Origin of the sequence: Jeotgalibacillus sp. R-1-5s-1 (genome assembly GCF_004405105.1) — a bacterium.
Classification (GTDB): Bacteria; Bacillota; Bacilli; order Bacillales; family Jeotgalibacillaceae; genus Jeotgalibacillus.
On sequence record NZ_SORW01000053.1, the window covers coordinates 275,724 to 289,346 of the forward strand.

General features: G+C 43.4%; 15 protein-coding genes, 1 tRNA gene and 1 riboswitch. Of the genes, 1 reads left to right on the forward strand and 15 read right to left on the reverse strand.

The features are described from left to right. Positions 1-149: 149 nt before the first annotated feature. The 14 genes from E2491_RS16820 to E2491_RS16885 form a co-directional block, all read right to left on the reverse strand. Entirely contained in the window at positions 150-1,103 is a 954-nt protein-coding gene (locus E2491_RS16820) for a tetratricopeptide repeat protein (RefSeq protein ID WP_134376780.1), read from the reverse strand. A 326-nt stretch (positions 1,104-1,429) separates the two neighbouring features. Beyond that, positions 1,430-2,107 (reverse strand): HAD family hydrolase, encoded by a 678-nt coding sequence (locus tag E2491_RS16825; RefSeq protein WP_134376781.1) that lies wholly within the window; start codon positions 2,105-2,107, stop codon positions 1,430-1,432. Continuing rightward, on the reverse strand, positions 2,104-2,880 hold the full coding sequence (locus tag E2491_RS16830) for a class I SAM-dependent methyltransferase (RefSeq protein ID WP_134376782.1): 777 nt from the start codon (positions 2,878-2,880) through the stop codon (positions 2,104-2,106). Before E2491_RS16830 ends, E2491_RS16825 begins: the two co-directional genes overlap by 4 nt. 162 nt (positions 2,881-3,042) lie before the next feature. Further along, positions 3,043-3,119: transfer RNA gene (locus E2491_RS16835), tRNA-Arg, on the reverse strand. Positions 3,120-3,258: 139 nt separating this feature from the next. Beyond that, positions 3,259-3,771, reverse strand: a complete 513-nt coding sequence (locus E2491_RS16840) for a metallophosphoesterase (RefSeq protein WP_134376783.1) — start codon at positions 3,769-3,771, stop codon at positions 3,259-3,261. A 9-nt stretch (positions 3,772-3,780) separates the two neighbouring features. Further along, positions 3,781-4,377 (reverse strand): XTP/dITP diphosphatase, encoded by a 597-nt coding sequence (locus tag E2491_RS16845; RefSeq protein WP_134376784.1) that lies wholly within the window; start codon positions 4,375-4,377, stop codon positions 3,781-3,783. Then, on the reverse strand, positions 4,374-5,126 hold the full coding sequence (rph, locus tag E2491_RS16850) for a ribonuclease PH (RefSeq protein ID WP_134376785.1): 753 nt from the start codon (positions 5,124-5,126) through the stop codon (positions 4,374-4,376). Before rph ends, E2491_RS16845 begins: the two co-directional genes overlap by 4 nt. 114 nt (positions 5,127-5,240) lie before the next feature. Beyond that, positions 5,241-6,038, reverse strand: coding sequence for a glutamate racemase (gene racE, locus E2491_RS16855; RefSeq protein WP_134376786.1), 798 nt, complete (start codon positions 6,036-6,038; stop codon positions 5,241-5,243). 16 nt (positions 6,039-6,054) lie between these two features. Continuing rightward, positions 6,055-6,507: a MarR family winged helix-turn-helix transcriptional regulator gene (locus tag E2491_RS16860; RefSeq protein ID WP_134376787.1), complete on the reverse strand. Its 453-nt coding sequence runs from the start codon at positions 6,505-6,507 to the stop codon at positions 6,055-6,057. A gap of 147 nt (positions 6,508-6,654) precedes the next feature. Continuing rightward, entirely contained in the window at positions 6,655-6,870 is a 216-nt protein-coding gene (locus tag E2491_RS16865; RefSeq protein ID WP_227396689.1) for a helix-turn-helix domain-containing protein, read from the reverse strand. A 76-nt stretch (positions 6,871-6,946) separates the two neighbouring features. Further along, the gene (locus E2491_RS16870; RefSeq protein WP_134376788.1) at positions 6,947-7,408 is read right to left on the reverse strand and encodes an acyl-CoA thioesterase; all 462 of its coding nucleotides are present in this window, start codon (positions 7,406-7,408) and stop codon (positions 6,947-6,949) included. Positions 7,409-7,986: 578 nt separating this feature from the next. Then, the gene (gene sdhB / locus E2491_RS16875; RefSeq protein ID WP_134376904.1) at positions 7,987-8,751 is read right to left on the reverse strand and encodes a succinate dehydrogenase iron-sulfur subunit; all 765 of its coding nucleotides are present in this window, start codon (positions 8,749-8,751) and stop codon (positions 7,987-7,989) included. A gap of 20 nt (positions 8,752-8,771) precedes the next feature. Next, complete coding sequence (gene sdhA / locus E2491_RS16880) at positions 8,772-10,532, reverse strand: succinate dehydrogenase flavoprotein subunit (protein ID WP_134376789.1); 1,761 nt, start codon at positions 10,530-10,532, stop codon at positions 8,772-8,774. Between the two features lie 50 nt (positions 10,533-10,582). After that, positions 10,583-11,191: a succinate dehydrogenase cytochrome b558 subunit gene (locus E2491_RS16885; protein WP_134376790.1), complete on the reverse strand. Its 609-nt coding sequence runs from the start codon at positions 11,189-11,191 to the stop codon at positions 10,583-10,585. Positions 11,192-11,567: 376 nt separating this feature from the next. On the opposite strand from E2491_RS16885, the gene E2491_RS16890 reads away from it, so the two are divergent. Further along, positions 11,568-12,017, forward strand: coding sequence for a YslB family protein (locus E2491_RS16890; RefSeq protein WP_134376791.1), 450 nt, complete (start codon positions 11,568-11,570; stop codon positions 12,015-12,017). A 42-nt stretch (positions 12,018-12,059) separates the two neighbouring features. Here the strand turns inward: E2491_RS16890 and E2491_RS16895 are convergent, their stop codons facing one another. Continuing rightward, the gene (locus E2491_RS16895; protein WP_134376792.1) at positions 12,060-13,295 is read right to left on the reverse strand and encodes an aspartate kinase; all 1,236 of its coding nucleotides are present in this window, start codon (positions 13,293-13,295) and stop codon (positions 12,060-12,062) included. Between the two features lie 109 nt (positions 13,296-13,404). Beyond that, a riboswitch (Lysine riboswitch) is annotated at positions 13,405-13,586 on the reverse strand. Positions 13,587-13,623: the final 37 nt, after the last annotated feature.

Below are 13,623 nucleotides of genomic sequence, written 5' to 3' on the forward strand. Positions count from 1 at the left end.
AAATAATTCCCTCCAAAACATCTATTATTAAGTTAATGGTTTCATGTTTAATTCATGAAATCAATGATTCTTTGAATTTTGACATCAAGAATCCCATTATGCAACCATTTAATTATAACACAGGTTATACGTGTTTCAACCGCAAACCATTACAGGTCATTTTCTTTTTCAACAGACTGTATTTCCTGCTTCAGACCACTGAATTGATAGCCGTCCCAGGCATCCTCAGTCCCGAGATATTCCTTCGCAAGACGAACATATCCTTCAGCGATCGCCTCTGGTTTCGTCTCTCTCCATAAAAGAGGATAGAGCAGGAAAATGTGTTTCTTCAAGAGATCTATTGCAATATTGACGAGATGAGGCTCCTGTCCTTCCTCTTCAATCAACCTGATTGCACGATCAATCTGTTCCTGATCAAATGGATCAACGAGTTCTGACGGGCAAACCGAAATCTCAATTCCCCATTTACGGATAACCACTTCATCATTCACCGACTGCTCCCTCATAATGTTAAGCAGCATAGTTTTGATAAAGGGATGTGTATCATCGTGTTCAGCTGCATCAATCAGATCCTGTTTGATCGGATGAATGTTTTGTCTTGATAAGGCAGCGAGCTGAATGGTCTGCTGTTCAAGTCCTTTCTCTAAATGAAAGGATTCGAACGATTTCTCCTCGCGTTCGGAATCATTCGCTTTCTTTTCACTGATGTTCATCAAGTGAGTAAAGCGTTCAGCACGCTCACCCGCAAGTGTTCCTTCATCAATCAGAGGCTGAATGAGTGATTTGATTTCATCATGTTTCCTTAATTGTATGAGGTTCATAACAAGAAGCTCGAGAATTTCTTCGTATTCCCCGATTCCTTCCCGCAGCATCCGTTCGCAAACTGATTTTGAATCCATCCATTGACGGTCTTCGTAGTAGGCGACTGCAAGCGATGTGCATACAGCCTGGTCATTCGGGTCCATCTCTATTGCCTGTTCTAAAAGCTGTATCGCTTCTGTATGGTACTGCCCCTGCAAAAGCTCCAGCGCCTGCTCTACCAGACGTTCTTTTAACCCTGGAAACGGAATGACGTTTTCTTTAAATTTCGTTTGATCATCCATACCGGATCCACCTTCCGTGTCAATCTTATCTGTTCATTGAGTGTAGCACTGGGTAAAATAAAAATCCAGAAATGCGCTGAGTATAGGGGAGTTCGCTTGAGTTAAATGGATTTTTAAAACCGGGCTGGACTCACCCTTCGCTTTCCGCGGCCGCGCGGTGAGCCGGCTAGTGCTTCGCACTACGCCGTCTCACCTGTCGCTTCTCTGCCGCAGGAGTCTACGGGTGAGTCCAGCCCTCTGTATAGATAAACTTCTTAAGGATTTTTTTGAAAAATGACTACTACACAGTCAGATTACACAGGTAAATCCTTAAAAGATCCTGCAAATTAGATAATGTTCAGGATCTCGGTCAGTTTTGAAATTGTGAAGTCGGGTTGTATGTTTTTTGCTGAGGGTTTATTTGTCCGGTTAATCCAGACGGTTTTGATTCCAAGGTTCTGGGCACCGGCAATGTCACTTCTTAAGGAATCACCTATATGTAGAACCTCTTCTGCCGACAAGTTATATTTCTTGAGCGCATAGTCAAACATTTCGGAGCGGGGTTTGTATGAATTTACATCTTCACTTGTGATCACTTCTTGAAAGGGCAGGTGATGAAGAGAGATTGCTGATAAGATGTCTGTCCGGTCAATGTTTGAGAGGATGTAAACGGGAAGCTTATTCTGAAGACCTTCAATAAACTCGATTGCATCAGTAAAGATCATCGGTTTTTGCCAATGCTCAAACATCCATTCACTTAGCGTAATTTCATCTAATGATGAATCGAAATGGGCGAGTGTCTGTCTTAATGATTGTATTTCAAGGTCTCTTTGTGTTTGAAAATCATCACCAAAACTTTGTGTAAATGAATCAGAGAAAACTTTCCACCAGTAACCTCCGATTTCAGAAACAGTTGCGTTGGTATTCGAGCTTTCTTTAATCCGATTGCAAATATCTCTGACAATGACATCATCTTCATGTACGACAGTGCCGTAAAAATCTAAGAAAAGTGCTTTTACCTTCAAGACATTTCCTCCTTGCCAGCTATAATTGTAAACTCCCACGGAATATTTTCGTTACCCCAGCCTTTATGTTCATCAAATTTGTTAAGTGTGAAACCAGATGAAATCAACGCATTAATGATATCACTTAAAGTGTGCTGCTTGATTAACACATCCGGAAAGAACTCCTGCTCCTCTTCATCAAAAAAACGTTTGTAAGAAATATCAGCGTGCTGTATTTTTTCATCAAAATAAAAAGGACTGAAGTGAAAATTGTTTTCATTGTCTAAATTCCTGGTAATACATCTGCCAGCAGGGTGGTAGTCACTCAGTACGATTGATCCTCCTACATTCAAAAGGGAAAAGAGTTTAGACATCAGCTTTTCAATATCATGAAAGTAATGTAATATCCCTCCTTCTAAATAAAGCATATCAAAATAGGCGGTATACTTTTTGAGGTCAATGTCATAAATATCAGTAATGATGTATTCTATAGACGTATTTGCGTGCTCTGCTAATTCAAGAGCATATTTTTTATTTTCTTCGGATTGATCAAAAACAGTGACTTCAGCACCTAATAATGCGAGTGGAACAGCTTTTCTTCCATTAGAACCGCAAAGATTAGCGACCCTTTTTCCAGCTGCATCAGCGAAATACATTTTATGTTTTTTCAGCTGTAACATTGGATTAATTAAAATCTCTCGGGCTTTGTTTTCCGGCAAACCATCTCTTCGGATCCAAAATTCATAAGCTCTGTATTCCCAGGCTTTTTTATTCTGTGCACTTTGATCATTCAACCCGAATCTCCCCTTTAAAAGCTTAAATATAAACAAATTTATTTTTGTCTGCATTACGTAACAATAAATACTGACTTTATAAAAAAACTGCCGCAGGATTATCCTGCGGCAGCGCTTTGATCTTTATGTAACCCTGCATGGCAGGCGTTAGTGATATTATAATGGCGTCCCAGGAGAGATTCGAACTCCCGACCGACGGCTTAGAAGGCCGTTGCTCTATCCTGCTGAGCTACTGGGACATTATGTAGGCGTCCGTTAAGGACAATTATTATTATATTAATACAGCATTTAAAAGTCAATACCTTTTATCAATTTGTTTTTCTCTTCATGAAATGGATCATTTCAGACCTGATACAGCAGGCCTGAAATGACTCGTTATCAGTTTACCCTTAACTCTCCATTCCAATCAAGAAGCTTTTCATGTTTGTCTGTATAAAAATCCACTTCAACCGCAGACCCTTCTACGGAAATGACGGCATAGGTTGGTTCATTGCGGTCTCTTGGCAGGCGGATGCTTCCCGGATTCAGATACAGACGTCCATCCACAAGCTCCGCTCCGAGCATATGGGAATGACCAAATAAGATAATATTTGCCTCTGTTTCTTCCGCCCGGTACCTGATCTTGTTCAAAGATGATTTAATACCAAACAGATGTCCATGGGTAATAAATACCTTGAGATGTCCAGTATCCACTACACGCTCTTCAGGATACATCACGTCAAAGTCGCAGTTCCCCCTGACTTTTTCAAAGCCGCTCATTTCCTCTGATTCAAACGGAAGTTCAGAATCTCCGGCATGGAACATCCAGTCGACCTGATCTCGCCAGTAGTCTTTCACATTTTGAAGAATCGTGCGGTCACCATGGTTATCGCTCACAACAAGTATTTTCATTCAAACACCTCATTTAAGCAGATTTTGCAGGTCCTTTTTCAATTCTTTAAGGGCATTACCTCTGTGGCTGATTTGAGCTTTTTGATCTTTTGTCATTTGGGCAAGTGTTTTTTGCTCTTCGTCCCTCCAGAAAATCGGATCGTAGCCGAAGCCTTCCTGCCCAATCTTTTCATGCGTGATTCTGCCTGAGCAAACGCCTGTATAGGTACGGGTTGGCACGTCGGGTGATGCAAAGGCCAGCGTACAATGAAAATGGGCTGTTCTTTTTTCATCAGGAATACCCTCGAGCTTCGAGAGTACCTTATTAATATTCGCCTCATCATCTTTGTCTTCACCTGCATAACGCGCTGAATAAACACCCGGCTCACCATCGAGTGCATCTACTAAAAGTCCGCTGTCATCCGCGATAACGGGGATGCCGAGCTTTTTTGCGATGGTTTCAGCTTTTAGAACGGCATTTTCTTCAAAGGTGACACCTGTTTCTTCCACTTCACCAAGCTCAGGAAAGTCTTTTAAGGTCTTTACCTGAAAGCCGAGCGGTGCAAACATGGCTTCAAATTCTGCTGCTTTACCTGCATTATTTGTGGCAACGATGATCGTATTCATATATTGACACCCGGGTTGATTTTATCAGCAGCTTCCCCGATGCTTTCAGCCTGTATTTTAATAATTTCTTGAATACCTTTTTGTGCAATGTCGAGCATGGAAAGCAGTTCCTGGTGAGAGAAAGTCGCTTCTTCTCCCGTACCCTGAAGCTCAACAAACTGACCTGTTCCGGTCATCACGACATTCATATCAACATCTGCCTTGCTGTCTTCAATGTAATTAAGATCAAGCACTGCTCCGTCCTCTTCCGTCATGCCGACTGAGATGGCTGCGAGGAAGTCTTTTACAGGGAACGTCTCGAGCTTTTTTTCTTCAGCAATTTTCGCAATGGCCAGCGTCATCGCCACAAAAGCACCTGTAATAGAAGCTGTTCGCGTACCACCATCTGCCTGGATGACATCACAGTCAATCCAGACTGTACGCTCACCAAGTGCTTCAAGATCTACGACTGAACGCAGCGCTCTTCCAATCAGCCTTTGTATTTCCATTGTTCGACCGGCGACCTTGCCTTTTGAGGATTCACGGATCGTACGTTGACCAGTCGCTCTAGGCAACATGGAATATTCTGCAGTGATCCACCCTTTTCCCTGCCCTCTCATAAATGGAGGGACCCGATCATCTACACTTGCCGTACAGATCACTTTTGTATTGCCTGCAGATATGAGCACGGATCCTTCGGGATGAATGAGGTAATCCTTATCAATTTTAATTTCTCTCAGCTCTGCCGGTTTTCTTCCATCAGGACGCATGATGATTCCTCCTACTTAATCTGATTCCCTTTATTTTCGCTTCATTCAGCCACTCTATACGTATATACGCAACCTTTTAAGAGGTTTTTTTTAAATAGAAAAACCGTGATCGGCTCACGGTAATTTAATCTGCTGAATGGTCATATGTTGGTCATTCATCCATTCCCGGGCAACTTGTCCGAAAATGACAGGGGAGCCTGTTGTATAATACTTGTTTTTCATTTTTTCGTGTCGGGAATTCAGTTCGTCCCTGTATGCAAGGATCGCACTGACTTCTCTTGCCGTCTCATCACCGGAGCTGATCACTTTTACACCGCCCCCAAGATACTGCTCAATGAGCGGTTGCAGCAGTGGATAGTGTGTACAGCCGAGAATGAGCGTATCGATGTTCGTCTGCTTCAGCCCGTAAAGTGTTTCAGCGACAATTTTTTTCGCCATTGAGCTGTTGTACTCTCCACTTTCCACGAGCGGCACAAACTTCGGACAGGCCAGAGGATATGTAACCGTTGTCGGCCTCAAATCTTTAAGGGCCTCTTCATACGCCTTACTTTTGATCGTACCAACCGTACCTAAAATCCCGACCGTATCGTTTTTTGTGTACTTAACCGCTGATCTCGCTCCAGGGGAAATGACACCAATAACCGGGATATCGAAAGCGGTTTTAATTTCCTCAAGCGCAACAGCCGTGGCTGTATTGCAGGCAATAATCAGCATTTTGATATCCTGACGGTAAAGGAACTCCGCCATTTCCCATGTATATCTCCTGACCTCTTCCACCGGTCTCGGGCCATAAGGGCAGCGTGCTGTATCACCAAGATAATAAATTGTCTCGTTTGGCAGCTGGTGACTCACTTCTTTTGCAACAGTCAGTCCCCCAACGCCTGAATCCATAATTCCGATTGCTTTACTCAATACTAGCGCCTCACTCTTATCTCATTTCACCATGCAGTTTATTCAGAGCCTTTGCCAGTGCGTCAACTTCTTCTGTTGAAAAATCAGAAAGCACTTCATTGAGATCATGCTGACGCTTTTTGATCACTTCTTCGATAATACGTTCTCCCTCTTCAAGAAGGTGAATTCTTACAACCCTGCGGTCGTTCTCATCCTTCACTCTCATGACAAGGCTGTTGCGCTCCATCCGGTCAACAAGGTCTGTCGTTGTACTGCACGCAAGATACATTTTAGTCGAGAGTTCCCCAATTGTCATGTCCCCATCCTCAAAAAGCCACTGAAGCGCAATAAATTGAGGCGGCGTAATCGTATATTGGCTTAAGATCTCTCTTCCCTTTTGTTTAATAATGCCGGAAATATAGCGAAGATCCTTCTCAATATCCGCTACAACCTCTTTTGGGTGAAGCTCCTGAGTACCTTTCGTTTCCATCAGCATACACACTCCTAACGTTTCATTCTACTGTCATTGTCACCTTTTTACCGATAAAGATCAAGAATCTTTTTAGCGGAACTTCATATAAATAAAAAGAAACTGCCTTAAAAAGACAGCTCTCACCTGATCAGCTTGATATTCCTCTTATAAAGAAAGCTCTCCCAGCCGGAGAAGCTCCACAATCGCCTGCGATCTGCCCTTCACACCAAGCTTTTGTATTGTGTTGGAAATATGGTTACGCACCGTTTTTTCACTGATAAAAAGTTCGGACGCAATATCCTTCGTTGTTTTATCTTTTAAAAGTAAAATAAAAACCTCTTTTTCACGCTTAGTTAAAATCGATGTTTTTCTCGTCATCATCTGTATCCCCCTCACCTGCCGAAGCCCGTTTCTTCAGTTTATGAGGTGAGGGGTAAAGAAGTGAACGATTACGGGTCTATTTTTGCAGCTGCTCTGTTGGACGAAGCTGCTCTTTTTCTGAATCTGTCCAGGCGACTCCTTTACCGGTCGTCTTTGAAATTTGAACCATTGTTCCCCGACCAACAAAAACCGGGACATTTTTACGGTTTAAACCGAGGTAATGGATATCAACAGAAGAATTTCCAACTGAATTGGCCTTTACAAACACATTGATGTCTTCATCGAAAAATACCTGTTTTAAATAATCACACTGCAGATTGGCTACGACCGGGATCGTCTCGTTAGACGGGTTGACCCAATCCTGCATGAAACCGAGTGATTTTAAATATTCAATACGCGCCTGCTCAAAATAAACAAACGGTACCGTATTATTTAAATGCCCGAAAAGGTCTGTCTCTGAAAAGCGGACCTTTACAGGATAAGAAAAGGTAAATTCCTTTTGCCAGGCTTCAAAATCTTCAATATAACTGATTTTCATGGTTGATTCCCCTTTTTATGAATGATCATTCATTTTCTTGATTTTACCTTAAATATGCTTATATTGAAAGTCTTTTCATCAAATGAGGAGTTAATTGGTGGTCTTTTAAGATCCGGGGCTTGTTAGAAGTGACAGGTTTGATGAAGCGGGTCAGTTTTATATTGGTACTTAGTTTAGATGAGGGTTCACAGACTTCTACCTCCTTAAATGTGGAGAGCCGGAAAGAGCAGCGGGTCTATTTACACAATCCCGTGAAACTCGATTGAAATTTGAGGAAAGGACAGGATAATCATACGAACCCAGAGCAAAATATTTTGAAACACACCGCACATTTTTAGAAACATTACTAAAATTTTGCGAACCACGAGCAGAATGACAAATTCAGACTGTCATAACCCGGTCTATTAGTCACGGAACTCACAAATTCTCATACAAGCTGACGAATTCTCCCCAGGAGCTCACGAACTCACCGGCTAACCTCACGAACTCTTCCGTTAACCTCACAAACTTCTCTTCCAAACTCACAAACTCAAAAAACAGCCGGCTCCCAAAAGGAAACCGGCTGATCTGATATTTAATTATACTTCTCTGTCACTACCGAAGAAGCTTCTGAACATCTGGAAGCTTGTATCACGATTTAGTGCAGCGATAGACGTTGTTAATGGAATGCCTTTCGGGCAAGCCTGCACGCAGTTTTGTGAGTTACCACAGTTTGCAAGGCCGCCTTCACCCATGATTGCTTCAAGACGTTCGTTTTTGTTCATTGAACCTGTTGGGTGAGCATTGAACAGACGAACCTGTGAAAGCGGAGCAGGTCCGATGAAGTCGGATTTGCTGTTTACGTTTGGACATGCTTCAAGACATACACCACATGTCATACATTTTGACAGCTCATATGCCCACTGACGTTTTTTCTCAGGCATACGTGGTCCAGGACCAAGGTCGTACGTACCGTCGATCGGGATCCATGCTTTTACTTTTTTCAGTGAATCGAACATGCGGCTGCGGTCAACCTGAAGGTCACGCACGACCGGGAATGTTTTCATCGGCTCAAGGCGAATCGGCTGTTCAAGCTGATCAACAAGTGCTGTACAAGATTGGCGAGGCTTGCCATTGATGACCATTGAACACGCTCCGCAAACCTCTTCCAGACAGCCCATGTCCCAGGCTACCGGCTGCGTCTTTTCACCTTTTTTATTAAAAGGGTTACGACGGATTTCCATCAGCGCCGAGATCACGTTCATATTTGGACGGTAAGGAATCTCAAACTCTTCGAAATAAGGTTCTGACTGACCATCATCCTGACGGTGAATCTCAAACTTAATCACCTTATTTTCTGTCATTGTATCTGCTGTTGTCATGATTATTTTGCTCCTTTCTTCTTGGAGTAATCGCGCTTACGCGGCTCAATCAGTGACACGTCTACTTCTTCAAAATGGAATTCAGGTGCGTTCGTCGCAGGATTGAATTTCGCCATTGTCGTTTTAAGGAAGTCAGCGTCATTACGTTCCGGGAATTCCGGCTTATAATGAGCACCGCGGCTCTCATCACGCTTTAGAGCACCGATTGTCACAACACGTGAAAGGTGAAGCATGCCTTTTAACTGGCGGGTAAATACTGCTCCCTGGTTGCTCCATTTCGCTGTATCGTTGATATTAATGCGCTTGAAGCGTTCCTGAAGCTCCTGAATTTTCTCATCTGTTTCACGCAGCTTGTCGTTGTAGCGTACAACCGTTACGTTGTCCGTCATCCACTCACCAAGCTCTTTGTGAATCACATAAGCATTTTCGTCGCCGTCCATTGCCATGATTTCATCCCACTCGTCCTGCTTTTCTTTCACAAAACGTGTGTAGATTTCTTCCGGCATATCTTCAGCTGTCTGCTCAAGTCCGTTAATATATTTCACTGCATTCGGTCCGGCAACCATCCCACCGTAAATAGAAGATAACAGGGAGTTTGCGCCAAGACGGTTTGCACCGTGAATCGAGTAATCACACTCACCGGCTGCGAACAGGCCAGGAATGTTTGTCATCTGGTCATAATCTACCCATAATCCACCCATTGAATAGTGAACAGCCGGGAAGATTTTCATCGGTACTTTACGAGGGTCATCACCCATGAATTTCTCATAGATCTCAATGATTCCACCAAGCTTAATGTCAAGCTCTTTAGGATCTTTATGTGAAAGATCAAGGTAAACCATGTTTTCTCCGTTGATACCTAGTTTTTGACGCACGCACACGTCGAAAATTTCACGTGTGGCAATGTCACGAGGTACAAGGTTTCCGTAGGCAGGATACTTCTCTTCAAGGAAGTACCACGGCTTTCCATCCTTATACGTCCATACACGTCCACCTTCACCACGTGCTGACTCACTCATGAGACGAAGTTTATCATCACCCGGGATCGCAGTTGGGTGGATTTGAATGAATTCACCATTCGAATAATACACGCCTTGCTGATAAGCAACAGAAGCTGCTGCTCCAGTGTTGATGACAGAGTTCGTTGATTTACCGAAGATGATTCCAGGACCACCTGTCGCAAGAATCACCGCGTCTCCACGGAAAGCTTTAATTTCCATTGTTTTCAGATCCTGAGATACAACGCCGCGGCATACGCCATCGTCGTCAAGTACAGAACCGAGGAATTCCCAGCCTTCATATTTTGTTACAAGGCCGGCTACTTCATGACGTCTTACCTGCTCATCAAGTGCATATAGCAGCTGCTGGCCTGTTGTCGCCCCTGCAAATGCTGTACGGTGATGCTGTGTGCCCCCGAAACGTCTGAAGTCAAGCAGACCTTCAGGTGTACGGTTGAACATAACGCCCATACGGTCAAGAAGGTGGATGATACCAGGCGCTGCCTCACACATTGCTTTAACAGGAGGCTGGTTCGCAAGGAAGTCTCCTCCATAAACTGTATCATCAAAGTGTTCCCAAGGAGAATCCCCTTCACCTTTTGTATTTACCGCTCCGTTAATGCCGCCCTGGGCACATACAGAGTGTGAACGCTTTACTGGAACGAGAGAGAATAAATCTACTGACATTCCGGCTTCAGCTGCTTTAATCGTTGCCATCAGTCCGGCAAGTCCGCCGCCTACAACGATAATTTTCCCTTTACTCATTTTGTCACTCTCCTTACTGATTTCAACCCTTAACTTCTATACCGATCGATTTATACGAATGCAAAAATTGCACGAATACCAATTACTGTAAGTGCAACAAATACCAGCATTGTTGCATATGTTGAGATCACTTGTGAACGAGGACTTACTGTAATTCCCCATGAAACGAAGAATGACCATAGTCCATTAGCAAAGTGGAATGTTGTGGATACTACACCAGCAATATAGAAGGCCAACATCCATGGATTCGACAGGATGGATTCCATCATGTTGAAGTTAACTTCCGCTCCCATTGCTGCCTGGATACGCGTTTCCCAAACGTGCCATGTAACGAAAATCAGGGTAAAGATCCCTGTCAGACGCTGGAGCATGAACATATAGTTTCGAAGTGTTCCGTAACGTCTTGTGTTGTTTTTCGAAGTGAATGCGATGTATACTCCGTAGATTGCGTGGAAGTATAATGGAATAAAAATAATAAATAGTTCAAGGAAAATTCTAAATGGTAAACTTTCCATAAAGTGTGCTGCGTCGTTAAAAGCCTGTTCACCCCGAGTTGCGAAATGGTTAACGACTAAGTGTACAATCAGGAAGATCCCAACAGGAATGACTCCCATTAAGGAATGCAGCCTCCTCCAGTAAAACTCTCGATTTTCTGCCATCGAATGAAACCCCCTCTTGATTAAGTAAAGCTGCTGCCAATGTTCCCCAGATTAAAACACAGACAACAAAATTTCGCACAGTATAACATTTATGTGACAAATTTATTGTACTCCTCTATGTTTAGAGCGTCAAGAAAACGTATACATAAAAACGATTCTGAACACTCTGTCTTTACAGCGCTTCAAAAACACTCATCATGCATGTTCCGGGCGTTTTGTTCACACAAAATTCACAATTAAACATTTTTCACAATCTATTATCGCAAAAAAGCATATTCTCTCGACCTTTTAATTAAAATGAACCATTTCCACCTTCAGCCCTTACACTTTCAACAGAGACCCGATATAATAAATGTGTGGAAAGTGAGGGTTATTTATGTCAAATGAACACGAAACACCAATCGATTATTTCGGCTTCACCATGATTAGGGACGAGCTTATCCCGGATCTGCTGGGTACGCATACAAAGGACATCCTGTATTGGGCCGGAAAAAATATGGCCCGGAAATATCCATGTGAAAATGAAGGTGAACTGATCGCCTTTTTCGAACGCGCAAACTGGGGCAGCCTGACGATCACCCGTCAGAAAAATGATGAGATGCACTTTGAATTGTCCGGCTCTATCGTCGAGGAACGATTAAAAATAAAGGAAAGCCAATTTTCACTTGAAGCCGGATTCCTCGCTGAACAAATAGCGATGATGAAGCAGTATCAGACAGAAGCTGTCTTTCAGAAAGAGAAGAAAAACAAAGTGCAGTTTGAATTGAAGTCTGACTCAAGAGATCCTTATTCTCTTCCATCCAGAAAGGCCAACAGCCGCGTCTGAGCATACATAAAAGCGCCTGGAGCAAAACTCAGGCGCTTTATTTTATTGTGCCTGCCCGGCTGAAAGCTCACTCAGACTGAAGCTGTCATGCAGAATTTGTGCCGCATCCTGCATCTTCTCCATATCTACCAGTGCAGAAACCTTAATCTCAGACGTGCTGACCATTTTCATTTGAATTCCGTTTGAGGCAAGTACGCTGAACATTTTCGCTGCCACACCCGGATTTGATACCATGCCGGACCCAACGATGGAAACCTTCGCTAATCCTGACTCGTGCTCAATCTGATCAAATCCGATCTGCTCTCTGTGCTGCTCAAGTACTTCAAGCGCATCATGCAATGCAGCCTCTTTGATAGAGAATGAAAGATTAACCTTCCCTGTATCTGTTTTACTTTGAATAATAATATCCACATCAATATGATTGTCAGCCAATACGGTGAAAACAGATGACATCCCTGTTAATTCATCCTGCAAACCGACAACGGTCATTCTGACAATCCCCTGATCAAATGCTACTCCTCGTACAACCAAATTTCCTTCCATTGGTGCATCCTCCTCAATAATCGTTCCTTCCACTTCTTCCATACTCGAACGGACTGTTAGTGTAATCTGATGATTTTTAGCAAACTCAACCGCCCTTGGATGCAGAACGCCTGCACCAAGATTCGCCATCTCAAGCATTTCATCATAAGATACAGCTGTTAATTTCCTTGCACCCTTCACATATCTCGGATCTGTTGTGTATACTCCGTCAACATCTGTATAAATATCACATCTGTCTGCGCGCAGTGCTGCTGCGAGTGCTACAGCGGTCGTGTCAGAGCCGCCCCGGCCAAGTGTCGTAATTTCACCGTTTTCATCCATTCCCTGAAAACCCGCTACAACAAGAACACGGCCTTCAGCCAGCAGTCCCTTTACCCGCTCCGTCTTAACATCTGTAATTCTTGCATTGCTGAAGACAGCTTCTGTACGTATTCCTGCCTGCCAGCCCGTTAAGGACGTACTTTTATATCCTCTGTTTTGAAGCGCCATGGATAAGAGTGAAATCGACATCTGTTCACCCGTAGTCAGCAGCATATCCATTTCACGTTTCTCAGGCCTTGAAGTCATTTCCCCTGCCAGTCTGACAAGTTCATCGGTCGTTTTTCCCATTGCAGACACAACGACAATCACATCATTCCCGCGCTCTTTTTCCTGAATGACGCGATTGGCTACATGATGGATCTTTTCAACTGATCCTACTGACGTTCCTCCAAACTTCTGAACAACTAAACCCACTTTAATTTCCTTCTCTCATATTGTATTTCTCAGCCTTCCGCGAAATAAAAAAAGCAATGAGGAAGGCTATCCCCATTGCTTTTTAACAGACATCGTCCGTATATCGCACAGGTGAGATAGCTCTCCAGAACAGGTCAATGTCCTGACAGCCCTGCACCTCTTAAATGCAGAACCAGCAATCAGCTTGATGAATGGCTGATCACTTCGGCGGTCCGCCCCTTTCACACAGCTTCAAAGGAGTTCATCATCCTCTGCTGTGCTACTTTTGACGTCCGCACCTCTATCACCACTTTAGAAAAAGTGTATAATTTTCACTTATTATAGCACT